The 18,801-nt window shown below is 46.3% G+C and carries 11 protein-coding genes; 3 read left to right on the forward strand and 8 right to left on the reverse strand.

Annotation, left to right across the window (positions count from 1 at the left end):
* The first annotated feature begins 38 nt into the window (after positions 1 to 38).
* Together bglX and BN161_RS17095 are read left to right on the forward strand one after the other, a co-directional pair.
* A complete protein-coding gene (bglX, locus tag BN161_RS17090) occupies positions 39 to 2,291 on the forward strand; it encodes a beta-glucosidase BglX (protein WP_044268529.1) in 2,253 nt (750 codons plus the stop codon).
* A gap of 9 nt (positions 2,292 to 2,300) precedes the next feature.
* Positions 2,301 to 4,898, forward strand: a complete 2,598-nt coding sequence (locus BN161_RS17095) for a beta-mannosidase (RefSeq protein ID WP_044268531.1) — start codon at positions 2,301 to 2,303, stop codon at positions 4,896 to 4,898.
* Between the two features lie 98 nt (positions 4,899 to 4,996).
* On the opposite strand, the gene BN161_RS17100 is transcribed toward BN161_RS17095, so the two are convergent.
* The 8 genes from BN161_RS17100 to BN161_RS17135 form a co-directional block, all read right to left on the reverse strand.
* Positions 4,997 to 6,169: a glycoside hydrolase family 26 protein gene (locus BN161_RS17100; RefSeq protein ID WP_081743732.1), complete on the reverse strand. Its 1,173-nt coding sequence runs from the start codon at positions 6,167 to 6,169 to the stop codon at positions 4,997 to 4,999.
* A gap of 10 nt (positions 6,170 to 6,179) precedes the next feature.
* Positions 6,180 to 7,664 (reverse strand): hypothetical protein, encoded by a 1,485-nt coding sequence (locus BN161_RS17105; protein WP_044268536.1) that lies wholly within the window; start codon positions 7,662 to 7,664, stop codon positions 6,180 to 6,182.
* 24 nt (positions 7,665 to 7,688) lie between these two features.
* Complete coding sequence (locus BN161_RS17110) at positions 7,689 to 9,146, reverse strand: hypothetical protein (protein WP_044268635.1); 1,458 nt, start codon at positions 9,144 to 9,146, stop codon at positions 7,689 to 7,691.
* Between the two features lie 8 nt (positions 9,147 to 9,154).
* Positions 9,155 to 10,117 (reverse strand): hypothetical protein, encoded by a 963-nt coding sequence (locus BN161_RS17115; RefSeq protein ID WP_044268538.1) that lies wholly within the window; start codon positions 10,115 to 10,117, stop codon positions 9,155 to 9,157.
* A 14-nt stretch (positions 10,118 to 10,131) separates the two neighbouring features.
* A complete protein-coding gene (locus BN161_RS17120; RefSeq protein WP_044268540.1) occupies positions 10,132 to 11,640 on the reverse strand; it encodes a RagB/SusD family nutrient uptake outer membrane protein in 1,509 nt (502 codons plus the stop codon).
* Between the two features lie 14 nt (positions 11,641 to 11,654).
* A complete protein-coding gene (locus tag BN161_RS17125) occupies positions 11,655 to 14,762 on the reverse strand; it encodes a SusC/RagA family TonB-linked outer membrane protein (protein WP_125910863.1) in 3,108 nt (1,035 codons plus the stop codon).
* Between the two features lie 247 nt (positions 14,763 to 15,009).
* Positions 15,010 to 16,041: a glycoside hydrolase family 130 protein gene (locus BN161_RS17130; RefSeq protein ID WP_044268543.1), complete on the reverse strand. Its 1,032-nt coding sequence runs from the start codon at positions 16,039 to 16,041 to the stop codon at positions 15,010 to 15,012.
* Between the two features lie 29 nt (positions 16,042 to 16,070).
* The gene (locus BN161_RS17135) at positions 16,071 to 17,648 is read right to left on the reverse strand and encodes a sodium:solute symporter (RefSeq protein WP_044268639.1); all 1,578 of its coding nucleotides are present in this window, start codon (positions 17,646 to 17,648) and stop codon (positions 16,071 to 16,073) included.
* Positions 17,649 to 17,804: 156 nt separating this feature from the next.
* Between BN161_RS17135 and BN161_RS17140 the strand changes: the two genes are divergently transcribed.
* On the forward strand, positions 17,805 to 18,671 hold the full coding sequence (locus BN161_RS17140; RefSeq protein WP_007219165.1) for an AraC family transcriptional regulator: 867 nt from the start codon (positions 17,805 to 17,807) through the stop codon (positions 18,669 to 18,671).
* The last annotated feature ends 130 nt before the right edge of the window (positions 18,672 to 18,801 follow it).

Consider the following 18,801-nt stretch of genomic DNA (forward strand, 5'->3'; position numbering starts at 1 on the left):
GCACACAGAATAATAAACCTTTAAACGTACATGCCGATATGTTCAGACACATTCTTTATTATGTAACTTCAGCCTTCCTCTTGCTTCATCTATCCATCTATTATTCCACTGATTATAAATCAGATAAGGAGACAGAAAAGCGCATCGAGGCACTCCTCGGAAAGATGACACTGGAAGAGAAGATAGGGCAAATGAACCAATTGCACTGTGAGAACTTCCCATACCTTAAAGCCGAAACACGCAAGGGCAGAGTAGGCTCCGTGATGAGCATAACCGACCCAAACATCTTCAATGAAGTACAACGCATTGCCGTAGAAGACTCCCGCCTCGGTATTCCGCTTATCAACGCCAGAGACGTGATACATGGATTCAAAACCATCTTCCCTATACCTTTGGGACAAGCCGCCAGTTTCAATCCGGAGATTGCGGAAACCGGTGCCCGGATTGCCGCGACCGAAGCTTCCGCCGCAGGAATAAGATGGACATTCGCCCCCATGATAGATATCACTCATGATCCCCGCTGGGGACGTATAGCCGAAGGATTCGGAGAAGACCCGCTTCTCGTCTCTCAAATGGGCGTTGCAGCGATAAAAGGTTTTCAGGGAAGTAGCCTAAACCACCCGACCTCCATTGCTGCCTGCGCCAAACACTTTGCCGGATATGGTGCTTCGGAAGGAGGTAGAGATTACAACTCCACCTACATCACCGAACGCCAATTCCGCAACCTTTATCTCCGGCCTTTCGAAGCAGCCGTCAATGCCGGAGCAGCCACCCTGATGACGGCATTCAACGACAATGACGGCATCCCCTCTTCAGCCAATCCTTTCCTGTTGAAGGATGTGCTCCGCAATGAGTGGAATTACCGGGGCACGGTAATATCGGACTGGGCATCTGTCTCCGAAATGATCCGCCACGGATTCTGCGAGGACGAGAAGGAAGCGGCACTGAAAGCCACAAATGCGGGGACCGATATAGAGATGGTGAGCGAAACCTATATCAAGCATCTCCCTCAATTAATAAAAGAGGGGAAAGTTTCCATGGAAACTATCGACAATGCGATAAGAAACATCCTGCGATTGAAGTTCCGGCTAGGATTATTCGAACATCCATACATTGCCGACCAAAGAAAAGAGACATTCTATCGCCCGGATTTCCTGGAAGCAGCGCAGACAGCGGCCGAACAATCGGCTGTTTTATTAAAGAACGAAAGGGGAACTTTACCCATTCAGAGCAGCATAAAGACAATTCTCGTAACCGGGCCATTGGCGGACGCACCCCATGAGCAATTAGGCACCTGGGTGTTTGACGGTGATGCCTCATACTCGCAAACGCCTCTACAAGCATTGCGCCGGATAAGTGGTGACAGCATCGAAGTGCTATATGCCCCGGGATTGAACTATTCACGCGATACGGTCACCAGCCAATTCAATAAAGTAGTGGAATTAGCCCGGGAGGCGGATCTTATTCTTGCTTTCGTAGGCGAAGAAGCCATACTTTCCGGTGAGGCGCATTGCCTTGCCAACCTGAATTTGCAAGGGGCGCAATCCGGGTTACTGCACCGTTTGTCCGAAACGGGAAAACCACTGGTTACAGTAGTCATGGCAGGGCGACCGCTTACCATCGGACAGGAAGTGAATATCTCGGACGCCCTGCTCTATGCTTTCCATCCGGGAACAATGGGCGGCCCTGCATTGGCAAACCTTCTTTTCGGCAAGGTTGTACCTTCCGGTAAATTACCCGTAACCTTCCCAAAGGAAACCGGACAAATCCCCATTTACTACAACCACACCAGCACCGGACGACCGGCAAGCGGAAATGAAAAGAATATCTTCAACATCCCTGTGGGTGCCGAACAAACTTCTTTGGGGAACACCTCTTTCTATCTGGATGCAGGCAAAGATCCCCTATTCCCATTCGGATATGGCTTATCCTATACAACATTTGCATACAGTAATCTGCAATTATCTTCCACTCAATATACCCGGAATGAAGTAATTATCATTACCTTTGACCTAACTAATACCGGCAAGACGGACGGCACCGAAATAGCGCAACTCTATTTCCGCGACCTGGCGGCATCCGTAACCCGGCCGGTAAAGGAACTGGCTGCTTTTGAACGTATCCACCTGAAAGCCGGAGAGACACGGCACATACGGATGGAGATACCGGTAAAGCTGCTATCCTTCTGGAACTATGCGATGGACTATTGTGTAGAGCCCGGAAAGTTTGATTTGTGGATAGGAGGCAACAGCCGGGAAGGATTAAAAGCGACATTCAACATAACTCAATAACTAACAGTCATGAAAAAACCGAATTTGAACATGAAGCGAGCGTCACTACTGACCTCATCACTCTTGTGCAGCGCCCTGCTGATAGCCGTTCCTCTCCGGAAAGAGCTGAACGAAGGCTGGCAATTCAAACAGGCCCGGCTCAGTAACTGGTATCCCGCCACCGTTCCCGGAGTGGTGCACACCGACTTAATTAACAACAAAATCATCGAAGATCCCTTCTTCCGCCTCAACGAACGCGGCATGCAGTGGATAGACAAGGAAGACTGGATCTACCAGACCTCCTTCCAACTGACTCCCGAAATAATGGAGAGGCAGAACATCGACCTCGTATTCAAAGGACTCGACACTTATGCAGACGTATATCTGAACGAAAAGAAAATACTGGAGACCAACAACATGTTCCGCGAATGGAAAACAGACATAAAGGCGGAACTGAAACCCGGAGAAAATATCCTGAAAATCTATTTCCATTCTCCCATCAAGGTGGACATCCCCAAATGGGATGCACTGCCCTACCACTACGAAGCCAGTAACGACCAGTCCGAAAACGGTGGATTATTCGACAAGAAAGTCAGTGTATTTGCCCGCAAAGCCGGTTATCATTACGGTTGGGACTGGGGACCTCGCTTAGTGACCTCCGGCATTTGGCGTCCTGTATACATTGAAGCATGGGATAACGCCCGACTCAGCGATGTCTTCATCCGTCAGCAGGAAGTCAGTAAAAGCCGTGCATCCATCGTGGGAGAAATAGAAGTTCAATCGGACAAAGAAATAGACGAAGCCACCTTTACGGTGACTGATGCCGCTTCCGGCAGAGTAATGGCAGGCAAAACCGTTTCCCTCCACAAAGGAAACAATAAGATTTCCCTTCCGTTTATCATCCGGAATCCCCGATTGTGGTGGAGTAACGGACTGGGTGAGCAGCATTTATATGACTTCCGTACCGCACTTACCATCAATAACGAAACATCCGACATTCAGAGCACAAAAGTGGGTATCCGCTCGCTGAAGATCATCAACCGCCCGGACAAGGATGGAAAGACGTTCTATGTGGAACTGAACGGAGTCCCCGTCTTTGCCAAAGGAGCCAACTACATTCCGCAAGACAACTTCCTGCCACGCGTCACACCGGAACTGTACGAAAAGACAATCCTTGACGCCGCCAATGTCAACATGAACATGCTTCGCATCTGGGGCGGCGGCATTTATGAGAATGACCTGTTCTATGAACTCTGCGACCGCTACGGCATCCTTGTCTGGCAAGATTTCATGTTTGCATGCAGCCTCTACCCCGCTGAAGGGGAATTACTGGAGAATATCCGCCAGGAAGCCATCGACAATGTGAAACGTCTGCGTAACCATGCCTGTATCGCCCTCTGGTGTGGAAACAACGAATGTAATGACGCCTGGTTCAACTGGGGCTGGCAGAAACGATACAAGGCGCAGAATCCGGAGTATGAAAAGAAGATCTGGAAACAGTTCACCGATCAGTATTATGTCACCCTTCCCGAAGTTGTGAAGGAATACGCACCCGAAAGTTTCTATTGGCCTTCTTCCCCGTTCGCCCGTGAAGACGGTGGCAGCGATGACCACAACGGCGACCGCCACTACTGGGATGTGTGGCATGGTAAAAAGCCCATCGAGACGTACAACAAAGAACGAAGCCGTTTTTTCAGCGAATATGGCTTCCAATCCTTCCCCGAATTTGAATCCGTGAAGCGCTACGCTCCCTGTGAAGAGGACTGGGATATCTATTCGGAAGTCATGATGTCCCATCAGCGCGGAGGCATGCACGCCAACCAACTGATTGAGACTTATCTGCTGAACGAATATCGCACACCCAAAAACTTCGAAGCCTTCCTCTACATGAACCACGTACTGCAAGGAGATGCCATCAAAACAGCCATCGAGGCACACCGCCGGGATATGCCCTACTGTATGGGAACTCTCTTCTGGCAACACAACGACTGCTGGCCCGTGGCTTCCTGGGCAAGCCGCGACTACTACGGTCGCTGGAAAGCGCAGCATTACTTTGCCCGCAAGGCTTACCGTGATATTCTTGTTTCTCCCATAACCGACGAAGACGGAGTATTGAACATCCAGGTGGTTTCCGACCGCCTCAAATCCTGTAACGGCACGCTCCAGGTAGAAGTAATGAAACTGACAGGAGAGAAAGTGAGCAGTTTCAAACGAAATATAAAAATAGACGCCAACAGTAGCCAGACGGTATTCTCGGTTCCTTTGGGTGAAGCCTTAAAAAATACACCTAAAGAAGATGTATTCGTTCATGCCGTCCTGCTGACCGACAAAGGGACAAACAGTTATGCCAATAACTACTTCCTCGTGAAACAGAAAGAAGTGAACTATCCCAAAACTGCTATCACTTCGAGCATAGAGTCCATTGAAGGCGGTTTCGAACTGACTCTCAACAGCGACAACTTCGCCCGTGCCGTATTCATAACCATCGGCGATGTGGACAGTTCATTCAGCGACAATTACTTTGATATATTGCCCGGCGGTTCTGTGAAAGTGAATGTCTATACCGATTTACCGCAGCCTGCATTTGAAAAACAATTAAAAGTTATTTCCCTGAGCGACGAATACTAATCCACTCATATTTTCCATTCGCATATTCTGCATCGATCAGTTTTTTCCTGGCTTCCCAATCATCATCACCCGTATTCAGGTGATGATGATTGGGAAACTTATTTCACCTCCACATTCTCAGGCATCTGATACATGTCCGGCAGATCGCTACTGAAGAAAGTAAGCTCATTAGCATGGAACTTAATGAAATCCGCCTCAGAAGCATGCCCCTTGAATACAGAGAAATAATGCATATCCGATTCGTTGCCTCCGACAAACTTATTGCGCCACATCACAATCATGCTGACTTTGCGCCCAGTTGCAGGAGTAAGTATCTGCTTACTCCAATAATCCTTATCAGTAAATCCTTCGACACCGGTTTCCGTCACTCCGCAAGGCTTCTTCTTTTTCTTCGATAATTCGGAAATAGTCTTTAGATTGGAAGAGAAAGTGGCAGGATTCAAACCGTGGTAACAATCCATACCTATAAAATCTACATACTCATCACCCGGCCAACGGAAAAGGAAGTCCTCTTCACGCTTCACGGAATCCATCTGCGGGGAAATGGCATAGATAAACTGGTGTATACCTTTTGTATCACGAAGATAATTGACTGTAAACTTCCAGAGACCGATAAACTCCGCCTCCGTAGTGCAACTTTTCCCCCACCACGACCAAGTCTGTGTATGCTCATGGAAAGGACGGAAAATAACAGGAATCGGCTTCCCCTGATCATCTTTCAATTCACCGGCAAATGTAGCCAGGCGATCAAGCCAGGTCTTAAACTTAGCCTGTACGGCACTCCCGTCTTCAAGAATCCTACGTACGACTTCGGCACTCGAATTATCCCACGAATCACCTCCGGTCAAAGGATTATTCAGGTGGCAGCATGCAATAATTACCTCCCCACGACGACGTGCCTCAAGAATACAGCGTTTGCGAATAGCATTAGCCTCATTCCCCTCGCAGCGATCATCCATAATCTCCGCAAAATCTACACTGAATATAGCCGGATAATCTCCGCATACCTCCTTCGTATCAGAATTGCCCGAAACATCATACCATTTACGGCCATAGAACAAATCATCATGGTGTCCGAACATGAATCCGGTTTGCTGTATATCCCATAGACGGGCATACAAGGCCTTAGTTTCGGCTGTTGCACTTTTATCTACCATGCTCAGTTCTACAGTTTCGGTACCCGGCGGTTCGGGTGCAGGCTCATCATTATCTTTAGAACAGGACGAACAGCCCAACAAGGCAATAAAAATTGCCATATATACTTTTTTCATAACTATCTTATTATTGAATATCAGTTAATAACTGGAACGTCTGTGCCTTCAAGGTCGTTTTATACGTTCCTTTCAAATGAAGTCCCGTTTCCTGGGGAACAGGAAATCCATCGGCATCCTTGGGTTGAAGATTTTCCTCATACTTATAAAGGGAGGCATTCTCCATCGGACGGGATAAAGTGAGCTGCACAGATTTATCTTTCTCTCCCACATTCACCATGGCCACCGTCAATTTGCCCTGGTAAGTACCTGCCACCACATAGACATCTTTATCTTCCGAAGCTACAGCAGTATGCAATATATCCGTTCCGGCAGGAAAATAGCGACACATCAGCGACCAGGTATAGAACCAGGGCCGTATCTGTTCTTCATCGGGTTTATTAAAGACTTCCTCTCCCAGAATATTCCACATGCCCCATATCTTAACATCTTCCGTCTTTCCGGAATCTCCGCTGCTATGCATCGCATCATCCAGCATCCACACAGCCATACCCGAATATCCTCCGTTCATCACTTCCATGGCAAGCAACGGCATATCGAGACCATAGAAATAATCGTAACAGAGCATATTGCAGTCACTCCCTTTAGTGAAAGGATGCCCTTCGACCCGGCGGTTATATTCTGCCATCAACAAAGAATCAGCATCACGCCAATACTTATAACCGGCCTCACCTAAAACAATCTTTTTCCCCTCGGGAACATGACGTTTATAGCGGGAAAGAATTTCAGGATATTGCCCGGTACGCACTTCATTCTGACCCGGATAAGCATGGACATCGTACAATCCGATAATGGAGTCAGCATCCAGTGCCGCTTGTTTCACCCACCCCTCGGCATCATAGGCAGAAGCCTCATTCTTGTAATCGGCTACTACATCCGGCCCTGCAAGCATCACCTTTTCCGTCAGCCCGGGATACTCTTTCATCTTCCGGTGAAAACGGAAAAGCATTCGTTTCCACATTTCATAATCACCATTGGTAGATGCCCAGTTTCCATCAGGCTCGTTGAAGATTACAAAATACTTGATGCAAGAGAAACCAAGGTCATTCACCAGGTAATTAAGATAGTCAACGGACATATCCACCCATTTCTGATCCTGCTTCATATCCCAGGCAGGCGGATTGTATTCACCGTACATGACGGTTATCCCCCGCTCGGTGCAATACTTCAGGAGTCGGGAAATGGAAGCTATATTCCGTGTTTTATCATACATGCCTGTTGCAGAATCATAATAGCGATAGGGGCTGTTTATCATGCAACGTATATACTGCGGCTTCATAAAGTCGAGTCGTTTGCAGAGTGTTTCCCAGTCTTTATCAGAGACAGAAGCACCCCAAGCTTCAGCCTCATCATAGGGATCCCACTCGGCACCATTGCCGATATATCCGGCATTCGTCACTTCCGGTGAGACCGTAATCTCCACCACTTCTTGCGAGGTGCAAGCTGATACGAGCCATAACAGCATACAACTTAAAATCATATTTATCTTCATCATAATCTTATTATGAACGGTTATCAATTAATAATCGAAATTCGTATATACCACCAGAGACTCTCCGGGCATTTGGAATGCTTCGCCTTTGGCCGGGCGCAATGTCACCCCTTGGCGATGGGGTAATAATCGGCAATCACCTTCTTTCTGTAATCGGCCCTCGGCATACAAGTACTGTTTCACACCTTTCAATACGGGGAGAGAAGTACTTTTAAGTAATACAGATTTCTCTTCCCTGGAAACATTGACCACGGCAATCATATATTTACCGTCTTTTTCCACAGCAATCGCCTTAAGAGACTTGTCTCCTTCCACCTCAACCTTATAAGCACGCGAACCGGCAGGCATATAGCGCGTCAGCAACGACCAGGCATAAAACCAGGGACGCACTTCCTCTTCTTCTGTACCGAAATACTCTTCGCCAAAGATATTCCAAAATCCCCATACCTTCAGTTTATCAGGTGCTTCTTTCGCATGCATGGCATCATCGAGCATCCACACCACCGAACCGGAATATCCTGCATTTACTGTTTGGAAAAGAGCATCTGCCATGTCAGTACCGTACATGAAATCATAAACAAACATTTGAGAATCATCCATCGAAGCATAAGGCTTTGCCGCTGCCCTACGGAGGTTTTCACGCTGATAAACAGAATCGGCGGGTTCCACAAACTTAAATCCAATCTCACCCATCACGATTTTCCGACCTGCCGGAACAGCTTGTTTATAGGCACGGATAATGTCAGTATACTCCCCGCTGTTCACCGTTATTTTAGAAGGATAGGTATGGATATCATAAAGTCCAATCTCATCTTTCAGATGCGTAGCACAACTATCCACCCACCAGGCCTCATCAGCCGTCCAGATTGCAGCATCAGGCCCCACAACCGAAAGTTTACCTGCAAGTTTGTTCTTTTGCAATTCTCCGTAGAAGAAGCGGATGGCACGTGCCCAAAGGGAATATTTTCCGTCCGTTGAAGACCAGTAGCCATTCGGCTCATTCACCAGATTGTAGTATTTGATACAGGAATATCCTTTTTCCTCTATCAGAAAACGAACATATTCGGCAGCAGCGGAAAGATTCTTTTCACGGATCACCTCTTTCCGGGCATCTACCATTCCCCCACCCCAATCACCGAACATTACTGTCACATCACGCGATTGGCAGTAATCCAATATATGAGACAAATGCTCCAAGCCACGTTCGGGATAAAGAATTCCATCCTGCATTACCGATGTAGTGTTGGTCATGACACGTATAAACTGAGGGCGCATAAAGTCCAGACGGTCATACATCTTCTTCCAGTCGGCCTCGGAAATATCCAAACGTCCTTTTCCGTAATCCAATTGATAAGGGTCCCACTGAGCACCGTTACCGATGTAACCTTCATTGATAATCTGTTTCGTATCTACAGAAACAACAGTCTGTGAAGCGGCATAGCCGCCCCACAGAAAGAAAACAGAGAGTATAGCAAACCGTTTCATAAGATATATCAACGTTTGGAGACAGAGATCCAGTAACGGCGCACTTTCTTGACAAACTTGTCATAGTCACTGTAAATATTCGTCCAGTCATCCGTACCACTCAGATTGAAGGCAAAGGCATTCCGATCGATAGTCATGCTCAATCCGTTACCCAAGTCTTCTGTTCCGGCAGCCACTAAAGAACCAGTAGTCTTCCGGCCCTCTTTATCTGTAAAGGTAATCGTATTCGCTGCATAATCGCGTACCCATGTACTTTCACCTTCAGGAATCTGGCGATAGAACTTCTTCAGGTCGATATCTACACCGGGATTCTCTTTGTTACCGTCGCCCAGGAAGATGAAATCAGCATATTTTCCATCGGCTCCCGCATCATTGATACAGATACCGCTTGTATTACCCTCATCCGTCACTCCGGTCATTGTAAAGGTAAGCACATTGTCGCACTCAGCCTGCGGACCATACGTTTCCGACCAGCACCAAGGCTTATCTGTTAATTGCATCACGGCGCCTCCACCAAACTCCGGCCCGGTACCACCGTAGACAGTCAGCTTCTTTACATCCCAAGTGCCTACAAGAGTTTCCGTAAATTCGGATACGGTAATCGTATAATTACGTGTCTCTCCGGTAGTGGAAGTAACAGTGATTGACGCACTCCTCGAATCATTCTCAAAATTCAAGGCATCTCCCACCTGTAAGGAAGCTTCCGCCTGATAGGAGAGTTGTAGCTTTTTCAGTCTGATGTTCGACAAATCGGGTACGGCATCAACATTGATAGCCAGGTTTATATCTCCCGTAACAGCATCCACAGTCTCAATAAGGGCGGTCCCCATCTGATTTTCAAATTGTATATCCAATATGGTGCGCTCATGATTCCAGCCACCATCATTGATGTCGTCCTGCAAATCTTTCACACATGCCTGCTGGGTCAACACAATGCAGGCAAGCAAAATGTATTTCGTTAGTTTTACCATAATCTTACTTCTTTTTAAGGTCTGAGACTTCCATTCAAATTTATTTCAGCCTGCGGTATCGGATAGAAAGTCACCTGATCTTCCGAAAGCCCGGCCGCCTCGGGAACATCCGTCGTAATCCGGTTCCATCGGCGCAAATCATATACATGATCGCCTTCAAAGGCAAGTTCAAAAGTTCTCTCTTTCAGTATTTCCCTGCGGAATTCATCTTTCCCCAGATTCGGTTTCATATCTCCCAAACCGGCACGGCTACGAATGAAGTTTACCAGTTCATAAGCCTTAGCCGTAGGACCTGCCGCCTCTGCATAAATAAGCGCCACATCAGAGAAACGGAGCAGGAAAGGCCGGGTACTGGTCTTTTCACCCTCAAACTTCGGGTCTATATATTTGCGACAGAACGGATAAGGAATCTTTCCGGGATATTCTCCCAGCAGCGTACCATCTGCCTTGTAGACTTTATCAACAATAAGCTCTGTTTTACGCTTATCATTTGCATCAAAAGTATTATAAAAAGCAACCGTGGTCTGATATTCGCCCCAACCGTCATGAGTGGGGATATACTCATCCTTGTCCCCCTGTTTCAGATACAGAGTGGCTCCGTCTATATAAGGAATAAACATCTTGGATATTTTAGAGTATTGCCCTTCGGAAGAACCGCTCCGGTCCATCGCCATGATAAAAATATGTTCTTTGCCACGTGCTTTCTCAACGTCATAAATATCAAGCAGCGAGCTCTCGAGGCCATATACCGACTGCTTTTCAATCACTTCACCTGCAAAATATGCTGCACTGTCGTACATGACTGTTGCATCGCGGTGCATGTCACGATAGAGTTTCACCCCATGTTCTTTAGCAGACGCCACATACAAGTATGCCTTTGCAGCCAAGGCCTGCGCAGCCACCCGGTCGGCACGCCCTATCTTAGGAGTTTCATAAACAGGCAGTAACTCTGCGGCCCGACGACAATCCGAAAGAATCAGGTCGTACATGGCATCCATATCAGGTGCAAGCGCGGTTGAAGTCTGATCCACCGTTTCCACTACTGATTTATGCAAAGGAACAAGGCCGAAGTTACGCACCAGGTTAAAGTAATTCCAGGCGCGGAGGAAATAAGCCTCACCCAGAAAAAGGTCTTTTTGTTCTTGGCTGAAGCCTGCATCCGGCACTTTTTTAATGACGGCATTGGCACGGTTCACACCGATGAAGGCATACTTGAAGAAATTCTCCAACGAACCGTTTGTTTTAAAGTTACCCACTTTCCAGTTATTCAGGTCCTGATTGTCGGCACTTGCATCCGACTTGGTCGTCATGGTTTCACTTGCCATATCACCCAAAAAGAAAATGGTTCTGGAATATTCCAGGTAGTTCAGCGTGCCGTACGCATACATAACTGCGGCCTCTGCATCGGCTGCCGTCTTGAAGAAATTATCTTCAGAATAGAACCCGTAAGGAGTCTCATCCAGATTGCATGCTCCCAATGCCAGGGTCCCGGCAAGCAGTGATATTACAATTCTATTTTTCATATTGTATCAGTTATTTAGAAGGTTAAGTCAAGTCCGAAAGTCCATTTACGCAAACGGGGATATCCGCCGCTATAAACTCCATTCAACCCTACTTCGGGGTCGTATCCCTTGAACTTGGTGAAAGTGTATAAATTAGAAGCATTCATATAGATACGCGCTTTAGAAAGGAATGACTTTTTCGGTAAGTCAAACGTATAGCCTATATTCAGATTCTGAACACGCAGGAACGATCCGTCCTCTATCCACCAATCAGAAATCTTCACCTGACGACCGTCGCGCAGGCTCGGATACTTATTTGTCGGATTATCGGGTGTCCAGCGTAATGGAGAGTTACTGGGCTCACCGAATGCTTTCGTATTCAACACGTCCTGACCAAATACCCCGTTAAGGAATACGCTCACATCAAACTTCTTCCAGGACAGGTTCAACGCCAAACTGGCTGTAAAATCCGGATTAGGATCACCAATAATGGTCTTATCCGCTTCCGATATTTCGCTGTCTCCATTCAGATTCATGTATTTGAACTCTCCGGGGTTAGCGTAATCACCGGACAAACCGGCATCGATTCCTTCATTCAGGGTCTGGACAATACCATCCACTTTATATCCATAGAACACATTTACCGGTTGGCCGATAGCCAGTATATTGGTATAGTCGCGATATTGTTCAAGACTATTGCCCGAATATTCAAAGAGCATCCCCGTCATCGGGTCGGTAACCAAACCGGATTCCAAAGTGTTACCCAGGTCTTTCACTTTATTGCGGTTGCGCGAGTAAATCAGGGTTCCGCTCAACTGCCAGTCTTTCGTTTGCAGGATATCGGCATCTACCGTTAATTCAAAACCACGGTTCTGGATTTTACCGTCATTCACCCACATCTTGTCATATCCCGAAGACAGAGCCAGATTACGTTCACGAAGCAAGTCGCTGGTCTGTTTATCATAATAGTCAAAAGAAACTCTCAGACGGCGGTTGAGAAATGCCATGTCGATACCAAAGTCAGCTTGCGCAGTTGTTTCCCACTTCAAATCAGGGTTCGGGATACCACTCCATACCCGGTAAATCCATCCCGGACCTGTCCAGCCGGAAACATATCCCGGACCGATGGTAGTAGCCCAGCTGCCATCATTATAATACTTATCCGTACCGTAACGGCTCAAAGTCTGATAAGGACTGATTCCCTGATTACCGGAAATACCATAGCTGAAACGGAACTTCAACTCATCAAATACATTCAGATTCTTAATGAACGATTCTTCATGCGCTTTCCAGCTGACAGCTCCTGAAGGGAACATAGCCCACTTGTTATTTTTACCGAATTTAGAGGAACCATCGGCACGAGCCGTCAAGGTCAGCAGATACTTATTATCATATACATAGTTCAGACGGAACATTCCTGAAACGAGTTTATTATCCGAATATCCATTCCATATTTCATTCTTCTCCGGATTTCCGGCACCCATATTCTCATTACCCAATGCTTCGTTCACAAAATCCTTACCCGTCAGACCGGAACTTCTGGACATATAGTATTCATAAGAATAACCTACCATGGCACCGATGTCATGCTTGTCGAATTTCTTCTGGAAGTTGGCGAAAGTTTCAGAAACCAGATTGTGCCCTTCCCAGTTCTCTATCTCTGCCTGACCGTTGCTGAATTCTCCAGCTTCGGTATATTTCTTCGGATAGTACCTGTCGGATACGGACTTACCAAACTTATAGTTCAATTGGGAGGTCAGTTTCAGGAAAGGGAAGAGTTGCCATTCCAGCGCTACGGAAGAGATGACATCCAAAGACTTGGTTTCATTCTTCTGCAAGTCTGTAATCGCCATCGGATGGCTGAAGTCACTTGCATTGGTCAGATAATAGTCCCCGTTTTCGTCATAAACCGGATAAATAGGGTTTCTCCAGTACGACAAGCCACCATTGGCATTGCGCACACCGCGGGAAAGGATGTTGGAAAAGCGTACTTTGAAGTTATCATATATATTATGGTCTACACTCAAATTGTATCCACCTTTTGTGTAGTCATCTTTTATATACATACCATTATCCGTATAGAAATTAGCGCTAAGATTGAAAACAGTCCGGTCATTGGAACTGGAAATCGTAGCAGTGGTATTATTGGAAACCGGAGTGTCACGGAATACCAGATCATCCCAACGGGTATTGGTAGTCCAGGTAGTTTGCAGTTCTTCTACCGATGGATAGTAGACACCGGTGGAACTTACTTTTCCCACATAAAGCGGATCAAGCCCTCCATTGATGCGCGACTCGTTGTTTAAGGAAGCCATCAATACGGGGTCGCGCCACAAATCAAGTTTCGTATCAAACTGCGAAAGGGTAATCTGCTGGCGAACCGTTATGTTGGTAGTCCCTGTCTTCGCACGCTTTGTTGTAATCATAATAACACCGTTCGCACCGCGGGAGCCATAAATAGCAGAGGCTGAAGCATCTTTCAGGATTTCCATATTCACGATATCCGACGGATTGATCTGCTTCAGATCTCCGGCATCTCCCAACGGAAAGCCATCCACTACCACCAGTGGAGCATTGGAACCACGCAACGAACTACCACCACGGATACGCACCGTAGCGCCGGCTCCCGGGTCCTGTGAAGAATTGATGACTTGCAGACCGGCTGCACGTCCCTGTAACAATCCTTCCACCGAATTGGCGGGGATTTCTTTCAGGGCCTCTGTCTTGACGGACGTAACCGAACCTGTAACGTCACTCTTCTTCACACTACCGTAGCCTATCACCACTACCTGCTCCAGTTGAAGTGCATCGTCAAGCAGAGTTACATTGATCGTACTCTTCCCATTGACGGGCACTTCCTTATTTTGCATACCTACATAAGAAAACACCAATGTTGCCGTACGCGGCACATCTTTCAATATATAATTACCATCGATATCGGTAATCGTTCCGCCGGATACTCCTTTGACTTGCACAGTAGCGCCAATCAGGAAGTCTCCTGCTGCATCCTTTACACAGCCGGCAACTGTTATTTTATCCGGTGACTGTGCATAAGAAACGGGAATGTTACTAAAGAACATGCATAATGCCATTATCTGCCAGGACAAAAATACATGCCACCAACTTTTTGATTCATTTTTCATACTTATCAAGAATTAAAGAAAACACACATTTTACATTCATAGAATTCTATTTTTCATTAGCTATATCATGATAGGACAAAAGTAAGAGGATTATGAATGACAGCATTTATATTACTTGTTCAATGATTGTACTTTTTTGAACGTTTTTCCGGCTATAATCCACACCCTGCTACCGTTTTATTTGCAAGAGGTATCAATTATCGCATTTACATGGGATAACTAGAAGAGATCAATAACAAAAGGGGATTTAGTGCAATCTGCAGCTATCGGAAAGTAGATAATCAAGTAATTCATCAACGGCGCAAGTAGCTACACAGACATATTTATCGGCACTGCCATAGTATACGAAGAGTTCGCCGTCCACAATTACATTTCCTGTAGGAAATACACAACCATTATACAGACCGGAAGTTTCAAAATCCAGTTCCGGTTCAAGTATAGGTTGAGGAGTTTTAGCCAGAATGTGCAGCGGATTTTCCAGGTCAAGCAGCAGAGCGCCAACACGATAGTATCCCCGTCCGCCATGCTCCACACCATGATACAGCACCAGCCAACCCTTTTCCGTTTTAAGCGGAGGAGTACTTCCGCCCAACTTTTCCTCCCATGAGTTCTCGATTCCGGTAATCAGCAAATGGCTTTCCTTGTCTTCCCAATTCAGCAGATCGTCCGAGAACTTCATCCAGATGGATGGATAATCCACGCCATACTCACCGCCTATGTATTCTTTAGGACGATGCAGCATCACATACTTTCCCTGAACTTTCTCCGGGAAAAGAATAACATCCCTGTCGTCCAATACCGGAGAGGTCAGACGTCCCAGTCTCTTAAACTCACGGAAATCAGTAGTAACAGCCAATCCCGTATTACCCAGATTTTTACGGAGAGCCATAGGAGCATCACTACCGCAATCCGGCAACAACACTTCATCATGGCTGAAGTTCCAATATTGCCCCGGTGCATACGGACGATAGGCATAAGTGATGTAATACTCCGTATCGTACTTCACGATGCGGGGATCTTCCACACAACCCGAATCAGGACCGTCCTCACTGGGGCCGAACGCCGGAACATCGGATACACGCTCAAAGTGGAATCCTTCTTTACTGGTGGCCAATCCTAAACGGATCACATGTTCGGCATCATTTCCCGCAGCTCTGTACAGCATATAGAACGTACCATTGTCATAAACCACTCCGGGATTGCAGGTTACCAACGATTCCCAATCATTCGAATCCAACGGGGAAAGTATCGGATTTCCCTCAAACTTCTTTAATTTCATCTTCTTATTTCTTTATAATTATATAACAATCAACTGAATATAATCCATATCAATACACTCAACACCAACAGGACAATCGCCCATGAATGATAATTCTTGTACCATACCAGAGCACGGTTCGCCCGGAACTCCGCTTTCAGTTCACGCATGGAGAAGGTGGTATCCACAAGCCTTTCGGCAACCGGTTTCGAATAGCACATACTGACCAGATAAATAACGATCCCACTCACCGCCAACAAGAAAGGAACAATCAACAGGAAGTGCATATCGCCAAATATTTCATTCTTATAGAAAAGCATCACAACCGCTATAGCCAAGCCACTGAGCAGACCGGCAAAAGCACCATTTCCATTCACACGCTTATTAAACACACCCAGCAAAAATGCCGCAACAACAGGCGGAGCAATGTAAGAAAGCATCTCCTGATAATACTTCAGCAACGAACCGAACTTCCCGATCTGAGGTGCCCATAAGGCAGCCGCAACAATAATAACGCAAGAGGTTATCTTTCCGATAATCACGAGTTTCTGGGAGCTGGCATGCTTATTATATTGCGCATAGAAGTCCATTGTGAACAGTGTAGACGTAGAGTTAAGAATAGCACTCAAAGTAGAAGTCAAAGCAGACAAAAGCGCTGCCAGCATGATGCCCAACAATCCCACCGGTATCAGCTGAAGCACCATATTGGGATATACCATATCCGGCTTTTCAAGCCCCGGAAACAAATGGCGGGCAATCACACCCGGTATGGCAATAATAAAAAGAGTCAGCATGGTAAGGAAACCCGTAAACAATACCCCCTTACGTCCCTCATCCACTGACTTCGAACTCAATACACGCTGCACCAACGTCTGGTTATTTGCCCAGAAATAGATGCCCAGAACCGGCATACCGACTATCAGCCCCAGCCAGGGAGTGGCCGTATCCGTCAACGGACGAATCAGCTTCACCGATATATCACCACTGACAAACAACTGATAGAAATAATCTCCGCCTTGCTGGAAACAGTAGAAAGTCAGCAAGATAGATCCTAATATAAGAATGACAGCCTGTATCAATTCCGCATTAATGGCAGAAGACAAACCACCCGGGATAGTATAAGATGCAGCAATAATTGCAAACACAATAATGATCAGTTGCAAATCAGCATCGGGAAGTATCAGCTTAATAATCAGCGCAGCAGCATACAAAGCCCCGGCAGCGTCCAGGAAAATATTTCCTATGATGCAAATGGCAGAGAAGTAATAGCGCGAACGGCGGTCAAAACGCTTCTCCAGAAATTCCGGTATCGTGAATATACCCGACTTAATATAAAGAGGTAGCAGGAAAACGGCAAAGAACACCATTACCACAATACCCGTCAGGTTATAATTAAACACAGCGATACCCGTGTGATAAGCATCACCGGACTGACCTATCAAAGTGGTACTTGAAATACTGGCAGCAAACAGCGACAACCCCACTACCCACCAAGGCATTGAGCGTCCCGCCAGAAAATAGGATTGGGAGTCTGAGCTCTTACCATTCTTCAGCCCCCACCAGATGATAAAGGCCAAATAAACAAGGACTATTACAAGATCTAAATTGCTTATTGAAAATGTCTCCATAGCATAGAAATTAATTGTTTTGAATTCATGCTGCAAAAATAGAGGGGATTCTGATAATTCGCTTATGATATTCTGTCTATTGATTGTACTTTTTTGAATACCTGACTGTATTTTCATTAGAATTCGTAGCTTTGCAAGAGAGAAACAACTACGACCATGAAAGACATACAAAAAGAAATCACTCCCATTGCCGCGGATGACCTGTTCATTGTACTCAATCATCCGAACGCCAAGTTCGACTATCCGGTACACTATCATCCGGACTATGAAATCAACCTGGTTATGGACACCTACGGAAGCCGCATCGTTGGAGATTCGGTAGAGGCTTTCGAAGCCCTGGACCTCATCATGATAGGTCCCAACCTTCCGCACGCCTGGAAAGGAGAAGTAGTAGAAGGAAACCATGTGATTACCATCCAGTTCTCGGACAAGCTACTGAACTTTCCGATATTGGAAAAACGCTTATTCAACCCCATCAAACAACTGCTGCTTGAATCACAACGGGGCATTGGCTTTTCCAGACAAACCCAACTGGTGATGAAAGATAAGATTATCAAGCTGACCCGGATGCAGGGGTTCCATACGGTATTGGAGTTTTTCTCTATCCTACATGAGCTTTCTATTGCCGACCGTCATATCTTAGTCAGCAACCAATATGATACCAAAGACACCGTACGCACTTCCAAAAGCCGACGGATAGCCAAAGTCTGCGACTATATCGAGAAGAACTTTGAAGAACCGATTAAGCTGGGCGACGTGGCGCAACTGGTGAATATGTCCGAATCTGCATTCAGCCATTTCTTCAAAAAAAAGACGAATTGCACATTCATCGATTATATCACGAACCTGCGGATAGCCCGCGCTTGCCAGCTATTGGCAGAAACCACCCACACGGTAGCCGAGATCTGCTATACTTGCGGCTTCAATAACTTATCTAATTTTATAAGGATATTCAAAAAGAAGAAAGGGAGTACACCGCAAGAATACCGTATGTTCTTGCAACAGATGCTTATTAAGTATTAACCTCAAGGTTAAGCCATACCACATCCATCCCTTATTGCGGATATGCAAAAGATGCCATCTTTCGTTGCAAAAGGTGGCATCTTTCACTGTAAAAGATGGCATCTTTTGATGTAATAGATGCCATCTTTTG

The sequence above is a fragment of the Bacteroides timonensis genome (genome assembly GCF_000513195.1).
Lineage (GTDB): Bacteria > Bacteroidota > Bacteroidia > Bacteroidales > Bacteroidaceae > Bacteroides > Bacteroides timonensis.

Coding starts and splice junctions, on each gene's coding strand:
- bglX (WP_044268529.1), top strand. CDS start 39: ATGTTCAGACACATTCTTTATTATGTAACTTCAGCCTTCCTCTTGCTT.
- BN161_RS17095 (WP_044268531.1), top strand. CDS start 2,301: ATGAAAAAACCGAATTTGAACATGAAGCGAGCGTCACTACTGACCTCA.
- BN161_RS17100 (WP_081743732.1), bottom strand. CDS start 6,169: ATGAAAAAAGTATATATGGCAATTTTTATTGCCTTGTTGGGCTGTTCG.
- BN161_RS17105 (WP_044268536.1), bottom strand. CDS start 7,664: ATGATGAAGATAAATATGATTTTAAGTTGTATGCTGTTATGGCTCGTA.
- BN161_RS17110 (WP_044268635.1), bottom strand. CDS start 9,146: ATGAAACGGTTTGCTATACTCTCTGTTTTCTTTCTGTGGGGCGGCTAT.
- BN161_RS17115 (WP_044268538.1), bottom strand. CDS start 10,117: ATGGTAAAACTAACGAAATACATTTTGCTTGCCTGCATTGTGTTGACC.
- BN161_RS17120 (WP_044268540.1), bottom strand. CDS start 11,640: ATGAAAAATAGAATTGTAATATCACTGCTTGCCGGGACCCTGGCATTG.
- BN161_RS17125 (WP_125910863.1), bottom strand. CDS start 14,762: ATGAAAAATGAATCAAAAAGTTGGTGGCATGTATTTTTGTCCTGGCAG.
- BN161_RS17130 (WP_044268543.1), bottom strand. CDS start 16,041: ATGAAATTAAAGAAGTTTGAGGGAAATCCGATACTTTCCCCGTTGGAT.
- BN161_RS17135 (WP_044268639.1), bottom strand. CDS start 17,648: ATGGAGACATTTTCAATAAGCAATTTAGATCTTGTAATAGTCCTTGTT.
- BN161_RS17140 (WP_007219165.1), top strand. CDS start 17,805: ATGAAAGACATACAAAAAGAAATCACTCCCATTGCCGCGGATGACCTG.